We start from the raw sequence: 20,301 nt of genomic DNA, 5'->3' as shown, positions 1-20,301 counted from the left end.
TGAGCGCGCCATCGACCGGATCGCCCGCCGCGGCGCTGCCACCCGTAGCGGGGCATCGTCTTGAGCGCCGATCTGGTCCCTCCGGTCACCAGCATCGGGACACCGCGGATCACCGCGGGCTTCGACGAGTACGGCCGCCTGGACCTGATCGCGCACCAGGAGGTGCACGGCGGCTTCGCGGCGCTGTCCAGCGGTGAGCTGATCGGGCTGGCCGACCGGATCGAGCTGCGCGGCCGCGGCGGTGCCGGGTTCCCGTTCGCCCGCAAGGTGCGCGCGGTGCTCGACTCCTGCCAGCGTCAGGACCTGCCGCCGGTGATCGTGGTCAACGCCACCGAGGGCGAGCCGCCGTCCTGGAAGGACAAGGCCGTGCTGACCCGCGGCCCGCACCTGATCCTGGACGGCGCGGCCCTGGCCGCCGCCGCGCTGGACGCCGAGGAGATCGTGATCGGCATCGCCGACGACGGCATCGGGCAGGAGTCGCTGGCCGCGGCCCTGGCCGAGCGCCGGATGCCGGTGCCGACCCGGATCGTCACCGTCCCGCACCGGTTCATCTCCGGCGAGGGCGGCGCGCTGGTCCGCGGGATCAACGGCGAGGCGCACATCCCGCCCGGCCGCAAGGTCCGTTCCAGCGACAACGGCGTCGGCGGGCTGCCCACCCTGCTCTCCAACGCAGAGACGTACTCGCAGCTGGCCATCGCGGCCCGGCTGGGCCCGTGGGAGTACAACGCGGTCGGCATCCCCGAGGAGCCCGGCACGGTCATGCTGACCGTCGGCGGCTCGGCCACCGCGCCCGCCGTGGTCGAGGCACCGACCGGCACGCCGCTGATGGACGTGCTCACCATGTGCGGGGCCGACATCGGTCCGGGCCTGCTGGTCGGCGGCTACCACGGCAAGTGGATCACCGCCGAGGCGGCGAAGACGGTGACCATCTCCCGCAAGGGCTTCGCCAAGGTCGGCGGCACGCTGGGCGCCGGCATGCTGATCCCGATCGGCTCGACGACCTGCCCGCTGGGCGAGGTCGCCCAGGTCACGCAGTACCTGGCCGGGGAGTCGGCGGGTCAGTGCGGCCCGTGCCGGCTCGGCCTGCCCGACCTGGCCCGCGCGGTGACCCTGGTGGCGCTGGGCGGCAGCGCGCTGGAGAACGTCCGGCAGGCGGCCGGTGTGGTGAAGGGCCGTGGTGCCTGCAGCCACCCCGACGGCACGGCCCGGTTCGCGCTGTCAGCGCTCGAGGTCTTCGCCCGTGACGTGGAGCTGCACGCCAACGGGGAGGGCTGCGGCAAGCAGGTGCGGGGCATCCTGCCGCTGCCGTACCACACGGATCAGGGGGCGCGGAAGCTCGCGGTGGACTGGTCGCGGTGCGACGGTCACGGTCTCTGCTCGGCGGTCGCCCCGGAGATCATCCGGCTGGACGCGAACGGCTTCCCGGCGTTCCCGCAGACGCCGCTGCCGCCGTGGCTGGAGAACGGTGCCCGCAAGGCGGTCAACGTGTGCCCGGCGCTGGCGCTGCGGCTGACGGAAGCGGTGAAGAAGTGACCCGGCTGCTGTCCGGGCTGGTCGCCGGGGTCTGCCTCGGGCTCCTCGCGGGGTGCGGCCCAGCGGCCTCCGAGCCGGTCGCGGCGTCGCAGCCGGCGCCGGCCGCACCACCGGCGAGCGCTGCCGCGGAGCCGGCCGCGCCCGTGCCGGTGCCGGCGTCGCTGAAGTTCACGGGTAGGACCCTGGACGGCAAGGCGTTCGACGCGGCGACCATGGCCGGCAAGCCGACCATCCTGTGGTTCTGGGCGCCCTGGTGCGCGACCTGCGCGAGCGAGGCCATGTCGATCGCCGACCTGCAGCAGGAGTACGCGGGCCGGCTCAACATCCTCGGCATCGCGGGCCTGGGCAACAACAAGGACATGCACGAGTTCGTCGCCGACCTGGAGGTGGGCGCGGTGCCGCACCTGGACGACGAGCCGGGCAAGCTGTGGAAGAAGTTCGGCATCACGCAGCAGAGCACCTACGTGATCCTCGACCGGGCGGGCAAGATCGTCACCACCGACTATCTGGACGACCTGCAGCTGACCACCAAGGTCAAGTCGCTGGTGGCGTGAGCCGTGCGGGCCCCGCTGCTGCTCGCGCTGACCGCCGGGATGCTCGGTGCGGTGAATCCGTGCGGCTTCGCGTTGCTGCCGGCGTACCTGTCGGTCCTGGTGGCCGGCGACGAGCCGCGGGCCGCGGGCGGAGGTCCGGCCGCGGTGGGCCGGGCGTTGCGCTGCACGGCCGCCCTGACCACCGGTTACGTCCTGGTCTTCGGGGTGTTCGGGCTGCTGCTGGCCCCGCTGACCGGGTGGCTGATGCCCCGGCTGCCGTGGCTCACCGTGGTCTTCGGGGCCGGGCTGGTGGTGCTCGGCGGCTGGCTGCTCGCCGGGCGGTCCCTGCCGACCCCCGGCCGGGGGCTGCGCGCGCCGCGCCTGACCGGGACGGCCGCGTCGATGGTCCTGTTCGGCATGGCGTACGCGATCGCGTCGCTCGGCTGCGCGATCGGGCCGTTCCTCGCGATCGTCGTCTCCAGCCTGCGCGCCGGCTCCACCGTCGAGGGTGTGGCCCTGTTCGTCAGTTACGCGGCCGGGATGGGTCTCGTGATCGGCGTGACCGCCCTCGCCGTCGCTCTGGTCCGGGTCTCCGCGGTGTCGCGCCTGCGCCGGGCGGCGGCCTTCGTGCCCCGGATCGGCGGCGCGGTGCTGGTCGTCGCCGGAGCGTACGTGGCCTACTACGGATGGTATGAGCTGCGCCTTGTCAAGGATCTGAGGACTTCCGGGCAGGATCCGATCGTAAATCTTGCCTCGAATCTCCAGCGCGAGTTGAGTGGTGTGGTCGGCCGGCTCGGCGCGGGATGGTTCGTGCTCCTGCTCGCCGCGCTGGTCCTGACGGCGCTCCTGCTGTCGCGGCGCCGTCGTACCTCTGTGGGGAGTTGACCGTGGACACCGCGTACCGCGTGACTCCGCTGCGCCGTGGGGACCCGGAGCAGCTGGGCGAGTACTGGCTCACCGGCCGGCTCGGCTCGGGCGGCATGGGCGTGGTCTACCTGGCGACCGACCGCGACGACAACTACGTGGCCATCAAGCTGGTGCACGCCGCCCTGGTCCACGACCCGGAGTTCCGCGGGCGCTTCCGCAGCGAGGTGGAACGGGCCCGGCAGGTGCCGTCGTTCTGCACCGCCGAGGTGCTCGACGCGGACCTGGACCACAACCCGCCGTACCTGGTGGTCGAGTACGTCGACGGCCCGAGCCTGGGCGAGGTGGTGGAGGAACGGGGCCCGCTGCGCGCGGCGGCCCTGCACTCGCTGGCGGTGGGGGTGGCGACCGCGCTGACCGGCATCCACGGCGCCGGGGTCATCCACCGCGACCTGAAGCCGGACAACGTGCTGCTGGCGCCGGGCAGCCCCAAGGTCATCGACTTCGGCATCGCCCGGGCCTTCGAGGCGACCAGCCAGCACACCCGTACGGACCAGATGGTCGGCACAGTCGCCTACATGGCCCCCGAGCGCTTCTCCTCCGAGCCGGGCACGCCCCTGACAGCCGCCGCGGACATCTTCGCCTGGGGCTGTGTCGTGGCCTACGCCGGCACCGGGCGCACGCCGTTCCACGGTGACTCGCCGCCGGCGACCGCGGCCCGGATCCTCACCCAGCCGCCGCACCTGAACGGGCTGCCCGAGTCGCTGCGGGAGGTCGTCGCCCTGTCGCTGTCGAAGGACCCGCAGGACCGGCCGACCGCCCGCGAACTGCTCGACATGCTGCTGGGCGACGACCAGAACGGCCCGCGCCCGCCGGCCCGGCAACGCACCACGGTGTTCAGCGCTCCCGTCGTCCCGGCCCCGCCGGTCGTGCGGCAGTACGCCGGGTCCGACGACAACTACCCGCCCCGCCCCTACGCCACCGACCACTACTCCCGCGGTGAGGTGCCCGTGGGCAGGGGCCGGCCGCGGGGCCATCGGCTGCTCGCCGTACTGGCCGTCCTGCTGGTCGTTGCGGGCGTGGCCACGGTGGCGCTGGTCCTGAACGCGCAGCGCGGCACCGGCGATCCGTCGGTCACCGGAGGATCCCCGCGCGGTGGCGCCGCCGCGGGCGTCGAGCAGTCCACCGGCCAGGACGGGGCAGCCGCTCCGGAGAGCCCGCCACCCACCGAACCGGCCGATTACGAGGACGACGACGGCGCGGACCAGACCCCGGTGGAGCCGGACGGCGGCGAGCCGATCATCCAGGACGCGCTGAACCGGCCCGGCCAGTGGCTGGACAGCGAGATCCGGGAACAGAACGCCAACTGCTCCACCCGGGGCGTGATGCGCGCCGCCCGGGTGGACCGAGGCACGTACCAGTGCGTCGGCCCGGACGAGTCGATCGCGGACGACTTCGGCGTGGAGGTGACCACCGCGCTGCAGTCGGCGGGCAGCTGCGCGGCGATCTGGTTCCACTGGGACCCGCGACGCGGCGGGCAGGTGCTGCGCGTCTGCCAGAACGAGATGTCGGTGGCGGCGGACCGGCCGGACGAGCGCCGGGTCTACGGGCGGATCCCGCTCGAGCAACGGATCGACCTGCGCGAGTCGGTCCGCGTGCACCTGGTGGTCCGCGAGGGGGAGGCCCAGGTCTTCCGCGGCGGGGACTTCGCGGGCTCGGTGCGGCTGCCCGAGGACGGGCCGGAGCAGGGCCAGGTGCTGCTGGGCCTGAGCGTCGAGGCCGTCGACACCGACCCGCCGTACGCGGTGACCTTCGCCGACGTGGACATCCGGTCCTTCTGACGGTCGCCCGCTCATCGGGCCGCCGATGGTGATCTGTGTCGGTTGTGCGCCAACCGGCGGACAGGTATTCGCAGCCGATGACAAGGCCCTATAGGGTGACCTTTCCTGTCGGGGGTGGGGCGGCGTCATGCCGCGGGGGCGTAGGAGTAAACGGCATGCCGGACGAGCGGACCAGCCCGCTGCGCCCGCGTGACCCTCGTCGGCTCGGGTCGTACGAACTGCTCGGCCGGCTCGGTGAGGGCGGCATGGGCACGGTCTATCTGGCCCGCAGTGCCGCCGGTGTGCTCGTCGCGGTCAAGATGGTCCGGGCCGACCTCGCGCCGGACGACGCGTTCCGGCGCCGGTTCCGCAGCGAGGTCAACCGGGTCCGCCAGGTGCCGCCGTTCTGCACCGCCGAGGTGCTCGACGCCGATCCCGACCACGAGCAGCCCTACCTGGTCGTCGAGTACGTCGACGGGCCGAGCCTGGCCGAGGTGGTCGAGGAGCGCGGCCCGCTCACCGCGTCCAATCTGCACAGTGTGGCGATCGGGGTGGCGACCGCGCTGACCGCCATCCACGGCGCCGGGGTCATCCACCGCGATCTCAAGCCGCGCAACGTCCTGCTCGCCCCGGGCAGCCCCAAGGTCATCGACTTCGGCATCGCCCGGGCGATGGAGGCGACCAGCGCGCACACCAGCACCGACCAGATGGTCGGCACGGTGGCGTACATGGCGCCCGAGCGGTTCGGCCCCGACCTGGACGTGCCGCTCACCCCGGCCGCCGACGTGTTCGCCTGGGGCGGCGTCGTGGCGTACGCGGGCACCGGCCGCACCCCGTTCAGCGCCGACTCCCCGCCGGCGACCGCGGCCCGGATCCTGACCCAGCCGCCGGACCTGTCCGGGCTCAGCGGCCCCCTGCGCGACCTCATCGGGCACGCGCTGGAGAAGGACCCGGCCAACCGGCCCAGCGCCCGTGAGCTGCTGGATCTGCTGGTCGACGGCCCGCAGCGACCGGCCGCCTCCGGTGCCGCGCTCGACCATCAGCCCGGCCTGCGCTTCGCCGCGCAGGAGGCGCAGGCGGTCACCGGCGTGCACCCCGCGGCGCTGCTCACCGAGGTCACGGCCGCGCCCACCCTGGTCGGCTACTCGGAGAACTCGATCGTCACCCAGCCGGTGCCGACCTCACCGGCCGCGCCGGACACGCCGTTCTCCCACGACCCCACGCCGCGCCGGCCGTGGGTGCTGCCCGCCGCGGTGTTCCTGCTGGTCCTGGCGATGCTGGCGGTCGGCGGCGTGGTGGCGACGCTGTGGCCGGGCGGCACCGGCACCGGCGCCTCGATCGACCCGCGCGTCGAGGAGCCCGAGCAGCCGGTGCTGCTCTCCGACCCGCTCACCGGGCAGCGCCTCTGGCAGGCCACGTCGCTGGAGGACGAGCAGGCCGGGTGCGCGTTCGACGGGGGCCTGGTGGTCAGCCGCGCGACCCGCGGCGTCTTCCGCTGCCGCGGGCCGGAGGACTACGAACCCCCGGACGTGCAGGCCGAGGTCAAGGTCCGGCTGCTGACCCCGGACAGCTGCGCGTCCATCTGGATGCGCTTCGCGCAGTATCGCGGCTATCAGGTACGCGTCTGCGAACGCAACGTGTACGTCGGCACCCACAAGTCGACCGCCACCGAGGTCTACAAGACGTTCCCGCTCGACGACCGCCCGATCGACGTCGGCGCCCCGGCGACCGTGATCACGGTGAGCATCGTCGGCGAGACCCTCGAGGTGCTGCGCGACGGCGAGCTGCTCGGCGCCGTACCGGTGCAGGACAAGGACATCCGCGGCGGGCGGGTCGTGCTCGGCATCTTCACCGAGCGGAGCGCGCCGGTGAAAGGGCCGTACCAGGTCGCCTTCAACGACATCAAGATCTGGCCGATCGACCGCTGAGCGGAGGCCCGGCGCGGTGGAAGCGCGCCGGGCCCTCGTCGCGGGGTCAGTCCTTGGCGAGGCCGGCGCGGCGCAGGGCGTCGGCCATCGCGCTGTTGCCGAAGCTGTTGCCGCCGGCGGGCGCCTGGCCGCCGGAGCGCTGACCCCCGCCGCCCGGCCGCTGACCGCCCTGACCTCGACCGCCCTGACCGCCCTGACCGCCTTGCCGGGGCTGACCGCCCTGGCGGGGCTGACCGCCCTGCCCGCCCTGCCGCGGCTGGCCACCCTGCCGGGGCTGACCGCCACCCGGCCGGGCCTCCCGCGGCTCTCGCGGCGCGCGCTGCTCCGGCTTGTCCTCGAGTTTCATGGTCAGCGAGATCCGCTTGCGCGCCTCGTCGACCTCCACCACCCGCACCTTCACGACGTCGCCGGACTTGACCACCTCGCGCGGGTCCTTCACGTACGTGTTGGACAGCGCCGACACGTGCACCAGACCGTCCTGGTGCACGCCGACATCGACGAACGCGCCGAAGGCCGCCACGTTGGTCACCACGCCCTCCAGGATCATGCCCGGGCGCAGGTCGGCGATCTTCTCGACGCCGTCGGCGAACGTCGCCGTGGTGAACGCCGGGCGCGGGTCCCGGCCCGGCTTCTCCAGCTCGCGCAGGATGTCCGTGACGGTCGGCAGGCCGACGGTGTCGGTGACGAACTTCTCCGGGCGCAGGGCGCGCAGCAGCGGGCTGTTGCCGATCACCGTCTTCAGGTCGCCGCCGGCGGTGGCCAGGATGGTCCGGACCACCGGGTACGACTCGGGGTGCACACTGGACGCGTCCAGCGGGTCGTCGCCGTCCGGGATGCGCAGGAAGCCCGCGCACTGCTCGAACGCCTTCGGGCCGAGCCGGGCCACCTTCTTGATCTGGGAGCGGTTCCGGAACGGGCCGTTGGCGTCGCGGTGCATGACGATGTTCTCCGCCAGCCCGGCGCCGATGCCCGACACCCGGGTCAGCAGCGGGGCCGAGGCCGTGTTGACGTCCACCCCGACGGCGTTCACACAGTCCTCGACCACCGCGTCCAGCGACTTCGACAGCTTCACCTCGGACAGGTCGTGCTGGTACTGCCCGACGCCGATCGACCGGGGGTCGATCTTGACCAACTCGGCCAGCGGATCCTGCAGGCGGCGGGCGATGGAGACCGCGCCGCGCAGCGAGACGTCCATCCCGGGCAGCTCCTGCGACGCGTACGCCGAAGCGGAGTAAACAGACGCACCGGCCTCGGAGACCATCACCTTGGTCAGCTTGAGCTCCGGGTGCAGCTTGATCAGGTCCGCCGCCAGCCGGTCGGTCTCCCGCGAGGCGGTGCCGTTGCCGATCGCCACCAGGTCGACCTGGTGCTCTCTGGCCAGCGTGGCCAGGGTGTGCAGCGACTGGTCCCACTTGTTCTGCGGGACGTGCGGGTAGATCGTCGAGGTGGCCACGCACTTGCCGGTCGAGTCGACGACGGCCACCTTGACGCCGGTGCGGAAGCCGGGGTCGAGACCCATCGTCGTACGGCTGCCGGCCGGGGCCGCCAGCAGCAGGTCGCGCAGGTTCGCCGCGAAGACGCGTACCGCCTCGTCCTCGGCCGCCTGCCAGAGCCGGACCCGCAGGTCCGCGCCCAGGTGGATGAGGATCCTGGTCCGCCACGCCCACCGCACGGTGTCGAGCAGCCAGCGGTCGCCGGGGCGGCCGTGGTCGGAGATGCCGAACCGGCCGGCCACCGAAGCCTCGAAGCTGGACCGCTCGCCCTCCTCGGCGCCCTCCTCGGGCTCCATGGTCAGGTCGAGCACGTCCTCCTTCTCGCCGCGGAACATGGCGAGGATGCGGTGCGAGGGCAGCTTGGTGAACGGCTCGGCGAAGTCGAAGTAGTCCGCGAACTTGGCGCCCTCGGTCTCCTTGCCCTCGCGCACCTTGGCGCTCAGCCGGCCCTTGGTCCACATGCGTTCGCGCAGCTCACCGATGAGGTCGGGATCCTCGGCGAAGCGTTCGATCAGGATCGCCCGGGCACCGTCGAGCGCCGCGGTCACGTCCGCGACGCCCTTGTCAGCGTCCACGTAGGCCGCTGCCTCGGCCTTGGGGTCCCGGGTCGCGTCGCCGAGCAGCAGGTCGGCCAGCGGTTCCAGGCCGGCCTCGCGGGCGATCTGGGCCCGGGTCCGGCGCTTGGGCTTGAACGGCAGGTAGATGTCCTCGAGCCGGGCCTTGGACTCCGCGGCGAGGATCTGCGCCTCGAGGGCGTCGTCGAGCTTGCCCTGCGAGCGGATCGACTCGAGCACGGCCGCGCGCCGGTCCTCGAGCTCCCGCAGATAGCCGAGCCGCTCCTCGAGCGTGCGCAGCTGCTGGTCGTCGAGGGTGCCGGTGACCTCCTTGCGGTAACGGGCGATGAACGGCACGGTTGCTCCGCCGTCCAGCAGGTCGACCGCCGCGGTCACCTGTCCCTCGCGGACCCCGAGCTCCTGGGCAATGCGCTGATGGATGCTGGTCGTCACGCCGACGATTGTGACCGAGGCGCCCGGTGCTTGTCGCGCCGCCCCGCGAATCCCGCGCGGATGATCACCCGGCCCTTGCGCGGGTAAGGTCGGGGGAATGCACGCCGCGATGTGGTACGCGCCCCGTGACATCCGCTGGGAGCAGCGTCCGGACCCGACCATCCAGCTGCCCACGGACGCGATCGTGCGGGTGGTCGCCGCCTGCGTCTGCGGCTCCGACCTGTGGACGTTCCGGGGTGCGCGGCCGCCGGCCGACCCGCACCCGATCGGCCACGAGTTCGTCGGCGTGGTCGAGGAGACCGGCGCCGGCGTCACCACCCTGCGGGCCGGTGACTTCGTCATCTCCCCGTTCTCGATCAGCGACGGCACCTGCGTGCCCTGCCGGCAGGGCGTCACCACCTCGTGCGTCCAGGCCCAGTGGTACGGCGGCACCGACCGCGACGGCCGCACCCTCGACGGCGGCCAGGGGCAGTACGTGCGCGTACCGCTGGCCGACGGCACCCTGGTCGCCACGCCGGAGCATCCGGACCGCGCGCGGATCCCGGCGCTGCTGGCCCTCTCCGACGTCCTGGTCACCGGCCACCACGCCGCTGTCTCCGCGGGTGTGGGCCCGGGCAGCACGGTCGCGGTGGTCGGTGACGGCGCGGTCGGCCTGTGCGCGGTCCGGGCGGCCGTCCGCCTCGGGGCCGACCGGGTGATCGCCTTCTCGTCGTACACCGACCGGCAGAACGTCGCGACCGGCTTCGGCGCCTCCGACGTCATCTCCGCACGCGGCGACGACGGCGCCGCGGCCCTGCGCGACCTGCTCGCCGACCAGGGCGCGGACGCCGTGCTCGAATGCGTCGGCAACAAGGAGTCGATGGCCCAGGCGATGGCGTCGGTGCGCCCCGGCGGCCGGATCGGCTACGTGGGGGTGCCGCTGGGCGGGGCCGAGCTGCCGATCAGGAAGATGTTCGCCGACAACATCGCGGTGGCCGGTGGCGTCGCGCCCGTGCGGCCGTACCTGCCGGAGCTGCTCGCCGACGTGCTGGGCGGCACGCTGGACGCCAGTGCGGTGTTCGACCTGCAGCTGCCGATGGAGAAGGTGGCCGAGGCCTATGCGGCGATGGACGAGCGCCGCTCGATCAAGACGCTGCTGTGGCCTTGAGATCACGCTGAACGGCCCACAGCGCGGCCTCGGTGCGCGAGGCGGCGCCGGTCTTGCGCAGCAGATTCGACACGTGCACGGTGACCGTGCGCACCGAGATGCCCAGCGCGCGGGCGATCTGCTTGTTGGACATGCCCTCGGCCAGGCAACCGATCACCTCCCGCTCCCGGGCGGTCAGCTCGGGCTGCTCCTGGAGGTGGGCGGGCAGCGGCGCGTCGGCCAGCGCCTCCGGTCCCCCCGCCATGGCCAGCAGCTCACTCAACCGGTACGGGTTACCACCGGTGCGGCGCCACACCGCCTCGGCGACCTGCGGGGACGGGCAGCTGGCCCCGTACACGTGGGCCAGGATGCGGCTCACCTGCCCGGCGGTCAGCGCACCCAGATGCTGGCGCACCGCGCCGGGCGCACCCGACAGCCGGGCCAGGACCCGGGCCGTGAGCAGCGGGGAGACGGCCGCCTCGGGCGGCCGGCTGGTCACGACCAGCAGGGCCGGAAGATCCGCGGCGGCGAGCTCACCGATCAGGTTCAGGCTGGCCGGGTCCAGCGCGTGCAGATCCTCGACCACGAGTACGGCGGGACGACCGCCCACCAGCGTCCGCACGGTCGTGACGGCCAGCCGCAGCAGCGCGTCCGGCGTGTACCGCTCCCGGGGGACATCGGGATCCTGGGCGAGCCAGGCCAGGGCGTCCGGCGGCACCGGCAGCCCGGGGCGCGGCCCCAGCCCGGCCAGCACGGCGGCGAGCCAGTCGTAGGGGGCGGGCGAATGCAGCCGCGCGGAGCCGGACAGGATGACCTGAGGGGTCGTGAGCTGCAATGCGGCCGAGACCAGGGTGCTCTTGCCGGTGCCGGGCAGCCCGGTGATCACGGCGGGCACGCACCTGCGGGTGGCGCCGACACGCTCCCAGGCGCGCCGGAGCTCGTCCAACGCGTCCGTTCGTCCCACCATCGGTACCGGCATCACCACCCAACACTACGTACTACGTACTACAGACACCGCCGCAGCCCTTTGGCAGTCTTGTGCCATGAGTGTCGTGCTTCGTGCGGTCGCCGCCTCCGATCAGGGCCTGGTCCGGTCGAACAACGAGGACGCGGTCTTCGTCGGCGACCGGTTGCTGGTCGTGGCGGACGGCATGGGCGGCCTGCCGGCCGGAGAGCTGGCCAGCGACATCCTGGTCACCGCCCTGGCCGACGTGGACGCGAAACCGGACACGGGTGAACCGCTGCAGGACCTGATCGCCGCGCTGGAGACAGCCAACAAGCGCATCGAGGAAGCCGTCGCCGACGACGAGGCCCGCGACGGCATGGGCACCACGGTGACGACTCTCATGCTGTCCGGCGACCGGGTGGCGGCCCTGAACGTGGGCGACTCCCGGTGCTACCTGAGTCGTGACGGTGAGTTGACGCAGATCACGCGGGATGACACTTATGTGCAGGCGCTGGTGGATCAGGGGGTGCTGACCCCGGACGACGCGCGACGGCATCCGCAGCGGGCGCTGGTGACCCAGGCGGTGCAGGGTGGGCCGTTCCGGCCGGCGGGGCGGATGGTGCCGGTGCGGGTGGGGGACAGGTTCCTGCTCTGCAGCGACGGGCTGAGTGACTACGTCGAGGACGAGGTGATCGCCACCACGCTGCGGTCGTACGCGGACCGGCAGGTGTGCGCGGCGGAGTTGATCGCGCGGACGTTGGAAGCGGGGGCGCCGGACAACGTCACGGTGATCGTCGCGGACGTGGCGGAGGAGTAGGCCGCTCCGGGCCGGCTGCGATCTCGCGGCTGGCTGTTGTGCCTGGTCGAGGGTCCGCCTGGCTGGCTGTTGCGCCTGGTCGAGGGTCCGCCTGGCTGGCTGTTGTGCCTGGTCGAGGGTCCGGCCAGCGGGCCGTTGTGCCTGGTCGAGGGTCCGGCCGGCGGGTTCCCGGCCGTGGCCGGCCGTCGACGGCTGTGCAGATGCCGTAGACCCGCGCGTAGCCGGTCCATCCGTTGATCCGGCCGCGGTTGTTGCTGATCTGCACGCGGCCCTTGACCGGGTCGACCGCGGAGACGAGATGTAGATAAACGGCGCCGGCCACGCGGGCCAGCACGATGTCCCCGACGACAACCTCCGCGGGATCGACGGGCGCGACCGTGACGAGCTGCCGGCTGCGGATCAGCGGCACCATCGACGAGCCGGTCGGCCGGAAGTCGACGGTGGCGCCGGCGGCCACCCGGGCGGCGATGGACGTGAGATTGCTCATGCCGGCTCATCATCGGCCGCTCGGCCCGGCCCGGCCACTCCATTTCGCGCGGCTGGAGCGGGGCCCGTGACTTGATCTCGCGCGGCCGGAGCAGGTCCGGCCACTCCATTCGCGCGGCCGGGGCAGGTCCGGCCACTCCATTCGCGCGGCCGGGGCAGGTCCGGCCACTCCATTTCGCGCGGGCGGAGCGGGGCCTGTGACTTGATCTCGCGCGGCCGGAGCTGGCCCGGCCACCCCATTTCGCGCGGCCGGAGCGCGGCCGGCCACTTGATCTCGCGCGGCCGGCCCGGCCCCGGAGTATGTCGAGCTCGCGACGGGCCGGCCGCCGCCCGGCAGGATCCCGCGTCAGGGTCCCTCACGGGTTCGGGCCGTCCAGACCGGCTGCTGGGGATCGTCGTTGTGCACGATGATGTCGGCCAGATCGGTCGGCCGGGCCGTCGTGAAGTAGAGCCTCTGCGACGGGATGTAGCGTTCGCGCCAGCGCCGCTCGACGTCGGCCCGGGATGACCCCCGGCCCTCTCGGATCACCGCACGGTGCACGGTCTGCTCGAGCGCGGTCGACACGAAAATGCGTACGTCCCACTGACCGATCAGTTCCGGGCGCAGGAGGAAGACGCCGTCGAAGACCAGCACGGTGTCGGCGGGGGCGGTCGTGGCCGGTGGAGACAGCACAGCATCCGTCGGGTGGTCGTAGACCGCGGGCCGGAAGCGTCGGTCTCCGGCCGGGCCGAGCGGATCGAGCAGAACCCGGTTCAGTGCTTCGTAGTCGTGGGTGTCGTAGTAACAGCCTTCGGCGGAGAACTCACCGCGTCGGTAGCGCTGGGCGCGAGGGAGCAGGAAGTCGTCGATCGTCGCGCGGACGACCTCCCGGCCCTGGTCCCGCAGGACTCCGGCCAGCTCATCGGCGAGGGTGGTCTTGCCGGCGGCGGGCGGCCCGTCGACGGCCACCCGAACCGGATGGGTGACGGAGACTGCCCCGACTGCCTCAGCCAGGTGGCGGAGCAGCGCGGCGCGGTCGCCCAGGCCCATATTCCGTCCTCCTGATCCCTGCGTACGCTCGAACCCGTGCTCCTCACGTCCGAACGGCTGGTGCTCCGCCGCTTCCGCCCAGCCGACGCCGAGACCCTGGCCGCCTACCGGACGGATCCCGCGGTCGCGCGCTACCAGTCCTGGAATTCGCCGTACCCGGTGGAGAAGGCCCGCTACGCCATCGAGTCCATGGCCGCCGCGGATCCCGATCAGCCGGGCTGGTTCCAGTACGCCGTGGAGCTCACCGCCGAGCGGGCGCACATCGGTGACGTCGCCGTCAATCTGCACGACAACCGGATGCAGGCCCAGCTCGGCTACAGCCTGGCCCCCGCCCGGCAGGGGCACGGCTACGCCACCGAGGCCGTCCGGACCGTGCTGGAGCATCTGTTCCGGGTCAAAGGGCTGCACAAGGTGTCGGCCGAGTGCGACGCCCGCAACGTCGCTTCCTACCGGTTGCTGGAGCGGACCGGCTTCCAGCGCGAAGGGCTGTTGCGCCAGCACACCTGGAGCAAGGGCGAGTGGACGGACGACCTCCTTTACGGCCTCCTGGCAGCTGACTTCTTCGGCGTCGCGACGGTTTCGTAGGCGTCCTGGCACAGCTCGGCCATCTCGGCCCAGTCGACGTCGCCGTCCAGGCGGACGCCGAGCCAGCCGCGGTGTCCCACGTACGGCGGGCGGAAGAAGCGCTCCGGAGCCGCGGCGATCAGCTCCTGCTGGGCCCCGGGCGGCGCCGCACACCACAGGTGCGCGAACTCGTTGTCATGATGGCCGTGCTCCCACAGCGTCACGAAGGTCCGGCGGTCACGCACGAACCACGTGGGCGCGCCGTGGCTGGGCCGCTCGGTGACCTCGGGCAGGGCCATGCAGATGCCACGAAGCTCGTCCAGCATCAGGACTGCGGCGCGGCGATGTTGACCATCCATTCCACGCCGAAGCGGTCCGTGCAGGTGCCGAACTCGTCGCCCCACATCTGCTTCTCCAGCGGGGTGCTGACCGCGCCGCCGTCGGCCAGCTTGGCCCACCACTCGCGCATCACGTCGGCCTCGTCGCCGCTGAGGCTGATCGCGATGTCGTTGCCCGGCACGTGCTCCAGGCCGGGCGGTGCGTCGGCGCCCATCAGGACCATGCCGGTGTCGGTGACCAGCGTGGCGTGCATGACCTTGTCGGCCAGCGTCGGGTCGTCGGCGCCGAAGTCACCGAAGGTGTTGACGGTGAGGTCGCCGCCGAGGACGGAGTGGTAGAACTCCATCGCGGCGCGGGCCTTGCCGTCGGTGAACGCGATGTACGGATTGAGGCGCACTGCCATGGCCGGCTCCTTCGCCGAGAATGAACAACTTCTCGCACCTTAGACCCGGCCACCGACAGTTTCGCCGCCTCCCCGCAAAGAGCGGCTCAGCCCTCGAGATGCAGCCAGACCGCGCCCAGCGGCGGCACGCGCAGCGACGCCGACGCGTTGAGCCCGTGCCACGGCATCTCCTCCGCGTGCACCTCGCCGAGGTTGCCCACGCCCGAGCCGCCGTACAGGGTGCTGTCGGTGTTGACGACCTCGCGCCAGACGCCGGCCCGGGGCAGGCCGATGCGGTAGTTGTCGTGCGGGACCGCGGCGAAGTTGACGACGCAGGCCAGCGTGTCGCCGTTCGGGGCCAGCCGCAGGAACGAGAACGTGTTGTGCTGCGAGTCCTCGCTGGTGATCCACCGGAAGCCGCTGGCTGTGGTGTCCTGCGTCCACAGCGCCGGGATGTCCCGGTACGCCTTGTTCAGGTCCTTGACCAGCTTGTGGATGCCGCCACCGCGGCTCTCGTCGGCCAGCAGGTCCCAGTCGAGGCCGCGTTCCTCGCTCCACTCCCGCTCGTCGCCCATCTCCGCGCCCATGAACAGCAGCTGCTTGCCGGTGAAGGCCCACATGAAGCCCAGCAGCGCCCGGGTGTTGGCCAGCTTCTGCCACTGGTCGCCGGGCATCTTGCCGGTCAGCGAACCCTTGCCGTGCACGACCTCGTCATGGCTGATCGGCAGGATGTAGTTCTCGCTCCAGGCGTACACCGTGGCGAAGGTCATCTGGTGGTGGTGCCACTGCCGGTAGATCGGCTCCTTCTCCATGTACGAGAGGGTGTCGTTCATCCAGCCCATGTTCCATTTGAAGCCGAAGCCCAGCCCGCCCAGGTGGGTGGGGCGGGTGACGCCCGGCCACGCCGTCGACTCCTCGGCGATGGTGACCACGCCGGGGTTGTTGCGGTAGACGGTCGCGTTCATCTCCTGCAGGAAGCTGATCGCGTCCAGGTTCTCCCGGCCGCCGTACTGGTTCGGGGTCCACTCGCCGTCCTTGCGCGAGTAGTCCAGATAGAGCATCGAGGCGACCGCGTCGACCCGCAGGCCGTCGGCGTGGAACTCCTCGCACCAGTAGTTGGCGTTGGCGACCAGGAAGTTGCGGACCTCGCGCCGGCCGAAGTCGAAGACGTACGTGCCCCAGTCCGGGTGCTCGCCGCGCCGCCAGTCGCCGTGCTCGTAGAGCGGGGTGCCGTCGAAGCGGGCCAGGGCCCATTCGTCCTTGGGGAAGTGCGCGGGCACCCAGTCGAGGATGACGCCGATGCCGGCCTGGTGCAGCTTGTCGACCAGGTGACGGAACTCGTCGGGGGAGCCGAAGCGCGAGGTCGGTGCGAAGTAGCCGGTGACCTGGTAGCCCCAGGAGCCGCCGAACGGGTGCTCCATCACGGGCATCAGCTCGACGTGGGTGAAGCCGGTCTCCACCACGTACTCGACCAGCTGCTCGGCCAGCTCGGTGTAGGACAGGCCGGGGCGCCACGAGCCGAGGTGCACCTCGTACGCGCTCATCGGCTCCTGGTGCCACTGCTTGGTCGCGCGCTGGGCCATCCAGTCGGCGTCCTGCCACTCGTACGAGGACTCGTAGACGACCGACGCCGTGCGCGGCGGCACCTCGGTGTGCTGCGCCAGCGGGTCGGCCTTCTCGCGCCAGACGCCGTCGCGGCCGAGGATCTTGAACTTGTACTTGGTGCCGGAGGACGCGCCGGGCACGTACAGCTCCCAGACGCCGCTGCTGCCCAGCGAGCGCATCGGCAGGCCGTCGAACGGACCCCAGCCGGCGAAGTCGCCGATCAGCTGCACGCCGCGGGCGCTGGGCGCCCACACGGCGAAGGCCACGCCGTCGCCCTTGGCCTGGGCGCCGAGCACCTTCCAGAGCTTCTCGTGCCGGCCCTCACCGATCAGGTGCAGGTCGAGCTCACCCAGGCTGGGCAGGTGCCGGTACGGGTCGTCGCAGACGGTGCCCTCGACGTCGATCCGGTAGTCGAGCACCGTGCCGGGCACCGAGGCGGCGAAGATGCCGTCGGGGTGCACCGCCGTCATCGGGACGCGTTCGTCACCGATGACCAGGGTGACCTCCTTGGCGCCCTTGCGCAGCGTGCGGATCACCGTGTGGTGGCCGCTCGGGTGCGTGCCGAGCAGGCTGTGCGGGTCGTGCGTGTCGCCGGCCATCACGGCGTTCATCGCGCGCTGATCGCCGGCCAGGGACGGCGACGGGGTGGTCTGCATCGGTACTCCTAGAAGAAAATCTTCAGTCCGGTCAAGGGCGGTGGCGGGGCGGTCGGATGGGGGCCGGACGGGGGCATCAGCCGACGAGCCGCGCGATCGACCGCAATGGGATGCGCAGCCAGCCGGGCCGGTGCCGGGATTCGTACGCGGCCTCGTAGACCGCCTTGTCGAGCTCGTACGCCGCCAGCAGCGCACCCTGCTCCCGCGGGTCGTGGCCGGAGGCGGCCGCGTACCCGTCGCAGAAGGCGGTGCGGTTGCGGTCGACCCATTCGCGGGCCCGGGCGGCCAGGTGCTCGTTGTCGTCCTGGTCCACCAGCAGCTGGTAGGCGGCGTACTCGTAGCTGCGCAGCACGCCGGCGATGTCGCGCAGCGGCGAGTCGGGCAGCCGCCGCTCGTCGAGCGGCTGACCGGGCTCGCCCTCGAAGTCGATGAGCAGCCAGGCCTCCGGCACCCGCAGCACCTGGCCCAGGTGCAGGTCACCGTGCACCCGCTGGACGGTGACCTGCTCGCCGGTGAGCTTGCGGAAGCGTTCCTCGATGGCCGGCACGTACTCGGCCAGCTCGGGCACGGCCGCGGTCGCGCTGCCCAGCCGGGCGATGACCGCGTCCACCGGGAACGGCGACGGGCCCGCGCCCAGCTCGTCGGCGAGTGTCTTGTGCACCGAGGCCACCGCTTCACCGAGGCGGTAGGACTCACCCGCGAAGTCGCCGCCCACCTCGTCGGCGCCCATCTCGGCGTCGGCGAACAGGTCCCGGGCGCTGGCGGTGGCCATCGCCCAGCCCTCGGCGGAGTTCAGTGCGTACGCCGTCACCATGCCCAGCGGGCACGGCTCGCCGCCCTCGGTGGTCTCGAACGAGCCGAGCAGCTTGGCCACGTGCGGGTTGCCGGCCCGGCCGAGCACCCGGTTGAGCTCGATGTCGGGGTTGATGCCGCAGTCGACCCGGCGGAAGACCTTGAGGATGGCCTCCTGCTCGAAGATCACGCTGGTGTTGCTCTGCTCGGCGTCGAAGACCCGCGACGCGTGCTCCAGCGGGAAGGTCGCCCCGGGCTCGGAGGAGAACACGATGTCCCCGGCCGTGGCGTCGGAGGAGATCAGCGAGAGCAGGTAGGTCGCGGCGTCCGGGTCGTACAGGCCGTCGTAGCCGGTGCGGTCGCCGTCCGTGCCGATGGTCGCCACGGTGCTGTATTCCGAGATCGGGCCGGAGTCCCAGGCCACCAGCACCTGATAGCGCTCGGTGCTGCCGTCGGTGTACGAGACGTCCAGCAGCACCAGGTCCAGGTCGTCCTTCAACGGCGTGGACGACGCCTGCTTGACGTCGGCGAGGGTGCGGCTGCGACCCGCGTACCAGCGTTGCTGGGGCAGCCATTCGGCGTAGGGCAGCGTCATTGCTTCTCCTCGGACCCGCACAGCTGGAACCAGTAGAACCCGTGTCCCGGCAGGGTCAGCAGGTACGGCAGCTGGCCGATGCGCGGGAAGTTCACGTGCCCGGTCAGCTCGACCGGCGTGTACCCGTTCCAGTGCTGCAGGTTCAGCTCGATGGGCTGGGGGAACCGCGAGAGGTTGTTGACGCAGAGGACCACGTCGTCGCCGTCCTCGCGCAGGAAGGCGAGCACCGACGGGTTGGAGCCGCCGAGCTCACGGAACGTGCCGGTGGCGAACGCCTCGTGGCGGCGGCGGACCGCCAGCATGGTGCGGGTCCAGTTGAGCAGCGACGTCGAACTGTCCCGCTGGGCCTCCACGTTGACCGACTGGTAGCCGTAGATCGGATCCTGGTTGGCCGGCAGGTAGAGCCGGCCCGGGTTCGCGGTGGAGAAGCCCGCGTTGCGGTCGGGCGTCCACTGCATCGGGGTGCGGACGCCGTCGCGGTCACCGAGCCAGATGTTGTCGCCCATGCCGATCTCGTCGCCGTAGTACAGCACCGGCGAGCCGGGCAGCGACAGCAGCAGGGCGGTGAACAGCTCGATCTGGTTGCGGTCGTTCTCCAGCAGCGGGGCGAGCCGCCGGCGGATGCCGACGTTGGCCTTCATCCGCGGATCCTTGGCGTATTCGGTGAACATGTAGTCGCGCTCTTCGTCGGTGACCATCTCGAGCGTCAGCTCGTCGTGGTTGCGCAGGAAGATGCCCCACTGGGCCATGTCCGGGATGGCCGGCGTCTGGGCCAGGATCTCGGAGATGGGGAAGCGCGACTCCCGGCGCACCGCCATGAAGATGCGCGGCATCAGCGGGAAGTGGAACGCCATGTGGCACTCGTCGCCGCCGGTGTCGGCGTCACCGAAGTACTCGACCACGTCGGCCGGCCACTGGTTGGCCTCGGCCAGCAGCACCCGGCCGGGGAACTCGTCGTCGATGACCTTGCGGCAGTGCTTGAGGAACGCGTGCGTCTCGGGCAGATTCTCGCAGTTGGTGCCCTCCCGCTCGAACAGGTACGGCACCGCGTCCAGCCGGAAGCCGTCGATGCCGAGGTCCAGCCAGAAGCGCAGGACGTCGATCATCGCTTCCTGCACGGCCGGGTTGTCGTAGTTCAGGTCGGGCTGGTGCGAGAAGAACCGGTGCCAGTAGAACTGCCGGCGCACCGGGTCGAACGTCCAGTTCGACTCCTCGGTGTCGACGAAGATGATCCGGGCGTCGGAGTACGGCTCGCTGGTGTCGCTCCACACGTAGTAGTCGCCGTACGGGCCGTCCGGGTCCCGGCGCGACTCCTGGAACCACGCGTGCGAGTCCGAGGTGTGGTTCATGACCAGGTCGGTGATGACCCGGATGCCGCGTTTGTGGGCCGCGTCGAGCAGGGCCACGAAGTCCTCGACCGTGCCGAACTCCGGCAGCACCCGGTAGAAGTCGCGGATGTCGTAGCCGCCGTCGCGCAGCGGTGAATCGTAGAACGGCGGCAGCCACAGGCAGTCGACGCCGAGCCACTGCAGGTAGTCCAGGCGCTCGATCAGCCCGCGCAGGTCGCCGGAGCCGTCCGAGCTGGAGTCGTAGAAGGCCCGGACCAGCACCTCGTAGAAGACGGCGCGTTTGAACCAGGTCCGGTCGGCGGGCAATGCGCGGGCATGCCCGAAGTCGTCGGCGGTCGGATGCTCGACCACACCGTCCTCGACGTGGCTGCCCTCCGCGGGATCGTGCTCGACGTTCTCGTCGAGTTCGCTCGTCAGGTCCATCAGACGTTCACCT

General features: G+C 71.8%; 17 protein-coding genes. 8 read left to right on the top strand and 9 right to left on the bottom strand.

The window, feature by feature from the left end; translation table 11 throughout:
- Positions 1-60 precede the first annotated feature (60 nt).
- The 5 genes from AB0C12_RS04820 (at position 61) to AB0C12_RS04800 (ending at position 6,678) form a co-directional block, all read left to right on the top strand.
- Positions 61-1,533 (top strand): NADH-ubiquinone oxidoreductase-F iron-sulfur binding region domain-containing protein, encoded by a 1,473-nt coding sequence (locus AB0C12_RS04820; RefSeq protein WP_360544184.1) that lies wholly within the window; start codon positions 61-63, stop codon positions 1,531-1,533.
- Positions 1,530-2,087 (top strand): redoxin domain-containing protein, encoded by a 558-nt coding sequence (locus AB0C12_RS04815; protein ID WP_360544182.1) that lies wholly within the window; start codon positions 1,530-1,532, stop codon positions 2,085-2,087. The genes AB0C12_RS04820 and AB0C12_RS04815 overlap by 4 nt, the downstream gene beginning before the upstream one ends.
- Before the next feature lie 3 nt (positions 2,088-2,090).
- The gene (locus AB0C12_RS04810) at positions 2,091-2,951 is read left to right on the top strand and encodes a cytochrome c biogenesis CcdA family protein (protein WP_360544180.1); all 861 of its coding nucleotides are present in this window, start codon (positions 2,091-2,093) and stop codon (positions 2,949-2,951) included.
- A 2-nt stretch (positions 2,952-2,953) separates the two neighbouring features.
- Positions 2,954-4,771, top strand: a complete 1,818-nt coding sequence (locus AB0C12_RS04805) for a serine/threonine-protein kinase (protein WP_360544178.1) — start codon at positions 2,954-2,956, stop codon at positions 4,769-4,771.
- A 155-nt stretch (positions 4,772-4,926) separates the two neighbouring features.
- Positions 4,927-6,678, top strand: a complete 1,752-nt coding sequence (locus AB0C12_RS04800; protein WP_360544176.1) for a serine/threonine-protein kinase — start codon at positions 4,927-4,929, stop codon at positions 6,676-6,678.
- 46 nt (positions 6,679-6,724) lie between these two features.
- Here the strand turns inward: AB0C12_RS04800 and AB0C12_RS04795 are convergent, their stop codons facing one another.
- Positions 6,725-9,178, bottom strand: coding sequence for a Tex family protein (locus tag AB0C12_RS04795; RefSeq protein WP_360544174.1), 2,454 nt, complete (start codon positions 9,176-9,178; stop codon positions 6,725-6,727).
- 97 nt (positions 9,179-9,275) lie between these two features.
- Here AB0C12_RS04795 and AB0C12_RS04790 point away from each other — a divergent pair, with 97 nt between their 5' ends.
- On the top strand, positions 9,276-10,325 hold the full coding sequence (locus AB0C12_RS04790; RefSeq protein WP_360544172.1) for a zinc-dependent alcohol dehydrogenase family protein: 1,050 nt from the start codon (positions 9,276-9,278) through the stop codon (positions 10,323-10,325).
- Here the strand turns inward: AB0C12_RS04790 and AB0C12_RS04785 are convergent.
- A complete protein-coding gene (locus AB0C12_RS04785) occupies positions 10,303-11,271 on the bottom strand; it encodes a LuxR C-terminal-related transcriptional regulator (RefSeq protein ID WP_360544170.1) in 969 nt (322 codons plus the stop codon). The two genes, AB0C12_RS04790 and AB0C12_RS04785, sit on opposite strands and share 23 nt — an antisense overlap.
- Before the next feature lie 76 nt (positions 11,272-11,347).
- Between AB0C12_RS04785 and AB0C12_RS04780 the strand changes: the two genes are divergently transcribed.
- Entirely contained in the window at positions 11,348-12,067 is a 720-nt protein-coding gene (locus AB0C12_RS04780) for a protein phosphatase 2C domain-containing protein (protein ID WP_360544168.1), read from the top strand.
- On the opposite strand, the gene AB0C12_RS04775 is transcribed toward AB0C12_RS04780, so the two are convergent.
- Positions 12,033-12,554 carry a hypothetical protein gene (locus AB0C12_RS04775; protein WP_360544166.1) on the bottom strand — a complete coding sequence of 174 codons (522 nt, stop codon included), beginning with the start codon at positions 12,552-12,554 and terminating at the stop codon, positions 12,033-12,035. The two genes, AB0C12_RS04780 and AB0C12_RS04775, sit on opposite strands and share 35 nt — an antisense overlap.
- Before the next feature lie 345 nt (positions 12,555-12,899).
- Positions 12,900-13,583 (bottom strand): uridylate kinase, encoded by a 684-nt coding sequence (locus AB0C12_RS04770; protein ID WP_360544164.1) that lies wholly within the window; start codon positions 13,581-13,583, stop codon positions 12,900-12,902.
- 36 nt (positions 13,584-13,619) lie between these two features.
- Here AB0C12_RS04770 and AB0C12_RS04765 point away from each other — a divergent pair, with 36 nt between their 5' ends.
- Positions 13,620-14,168 (top strand): GNAT family protein, encoded by a 549-nt coding sequence (locus tag AB0C12_RS04765; protein WP_360544162.1) that lies wholly within the window; start codon positions 13,620-13,622, stop codon positions 14,166-14,168.
- Here AB0C12_RS04765 and AB0C12_RS04760 read toward each other — a convergent pair.
- The 5 genes from AB0C12_RS04760 to treS form a co-directional block, all read right to left on the bottom strand.
- The gene (locus AB0C12_RS04760) at positions 14,120-14,473 is read right to left on the bottom strand and encodes an MmcQ/YjbR family DNA-binding protein (protein ID WP_360544161.1); all 354 of its coding nucleotides are present in this window, start codon (positions 14,471-14,473) and stop codon (positions 14,120-14,122) included. The two genes, AB0C12_RS04765 and AB0C12_RS04760, sit on opposite strands and share 49 nt — an antisense overlap.
- Entirely contained in the window at positions 14,473-14,889 is a 417-nt protein-coding gene (locus tag AB0C12_RS04755) for a VOC family protein (protein WP_360544159.1), read from the bottom strand. The genes AB0C12_RS04760 and AB0C12_RS04755 overlap by 1 nt, the downstream gene beginning before the upstream one ends.
- Positions 14,890-14,975: 86 nt before the next feature.
- Entirely contained in the window at positions 14,976-17,084 is a 2,109-nt protein-coding gene (gene glgB / locus AB0C12_RS04750; protein ID WP_360544942.1) for a 1,4-alpha-glucan branching protein GlgB, read from the bottom strand.
- A gap of 121 nt (positions 17,085-17,205) precedes the next feature.
- The gene (locus AB0C12_RS04745) at positions 17,206-18,516 is read right to left on the bottom strand and encodes a maltokinase (protein ID WP_360544157.1); all 1,311 of its coding nucleotides are present in this window, start codon (positions 18,514-18,516) and stop codon (positions 17,206-17,208) included.
- Entirely contained in the window at positions 18,513-20,288 is a 1,776-nt protein-coding gene (gene treS / locus AB0C12_RS04740) for a maltose alpha-D-glucosyltransferase (RefSeq protein ID WP_360544155.1), read from the bottom strand. The genes AB0C12_RS04745 and treS overlap by 4 nt, the downstream gene beginning before the upstream one ends.
- Positions 20,289-20,301: the final 13 nt, after the last annotated feature.

The sequence above is a fragment of the Actinoplanes sp. NPDC048967 genome, assembly GCF_040649415.1.
Lineage (GTDB): Bacteria > Actinomycetota > Actinomycetes > Mycobacteriales > Micromonosporaceae > Actinoplanes.
This window is presented reverse-complemented; position numbering and strand designations above follow the sequence as displayed.

What these genes read in the sequence shown, in the direction of transcription:
- AB0C12_RS04770 (WP_360544164.1), bottom strand. Translation starts at nt 13,583, where the DNA reads ATGGGCCTGGGCGACCGCGCCGCGCTGCTCCGCCACCTGGCTGAGGCA.
- AB0C12_RS04775 (WP_360544166.1), bottom strand. Translation starts at nt 12,554, where the DNA reads ATGAGCAATCTCACGTCCATCGCCGCCCGGGTGGCCGCCGGCGCCACC.
- treS (WP_360544155.1), bottom strand. Translation starts at nt 20,288, where the DNA reads ATGGACCTGACGAGCGAACTCGACGAGAACGTCGAGCACGATCCCGCG.
- glgB (WP_360544942.1), bottom strand. Translation starts at nt 17,084, where the DNA reads ATGAACGCCGTGATGGCCGGCGACACGCACGACCCGCACAGCCTGCTC.
- AB0C12_RS04800 (WP_360544176.1), top strand. Translation starts at nt 4,927, where the DNA reads ATGCCGGACGAGCGGACCAGCCCGCTGCGCCCGCGTGACCCTCGTCGG.
- AB0C12_RS04790 (WP_360544172.1), top strand. Translation starts at nt 9,276, where the DNA reads ATGCACGCCGCGATGTGGTACGCGCCCCGTGACATCCGCTGGGAGCAG.
- AB0C12_RS04745 (WP_360544157.1), bottom strand. Translation starts at nt 18,516, where the DNA reads ATGACGCTGCCCTACGCCGAATGGCTGCCCCAGCAACGCTGGTACGCG.
- AB0C12_RS04785 (WP_360544170.1), bottom strand. Translation starts at nt 11,271, where the DNA reads ATGGTGGGACGAACGGACGCGTTGGACGAGCTCCGGCGCGCCTGGGAG.
- AB0C12_RS04760 (WP_360544161.1), bottom strand. Translation starts at nt 14,473, where the DNA reads ATGCTGGACGAGCTTCGTGGCATCTGCATGGCCCTGCCCGAGGTCACC.
- AB0C12_RS04780 (WP_360544168.1), top strand. Translation starts at nt 11,348, where the DNA reads ATGAGTGTCGTGCTTCGTGCGGTCGCCGCCTCCGATCAGGGCCTGGTC.
- AB0C12_RS04755 (WP_360544159.1), bottom strand. Translation starts at nt 14,889, where the DNA reads ATGGCAGTGCGCCTCAATCCGTACATCGCGTTCACCGACGGCAAGGCC.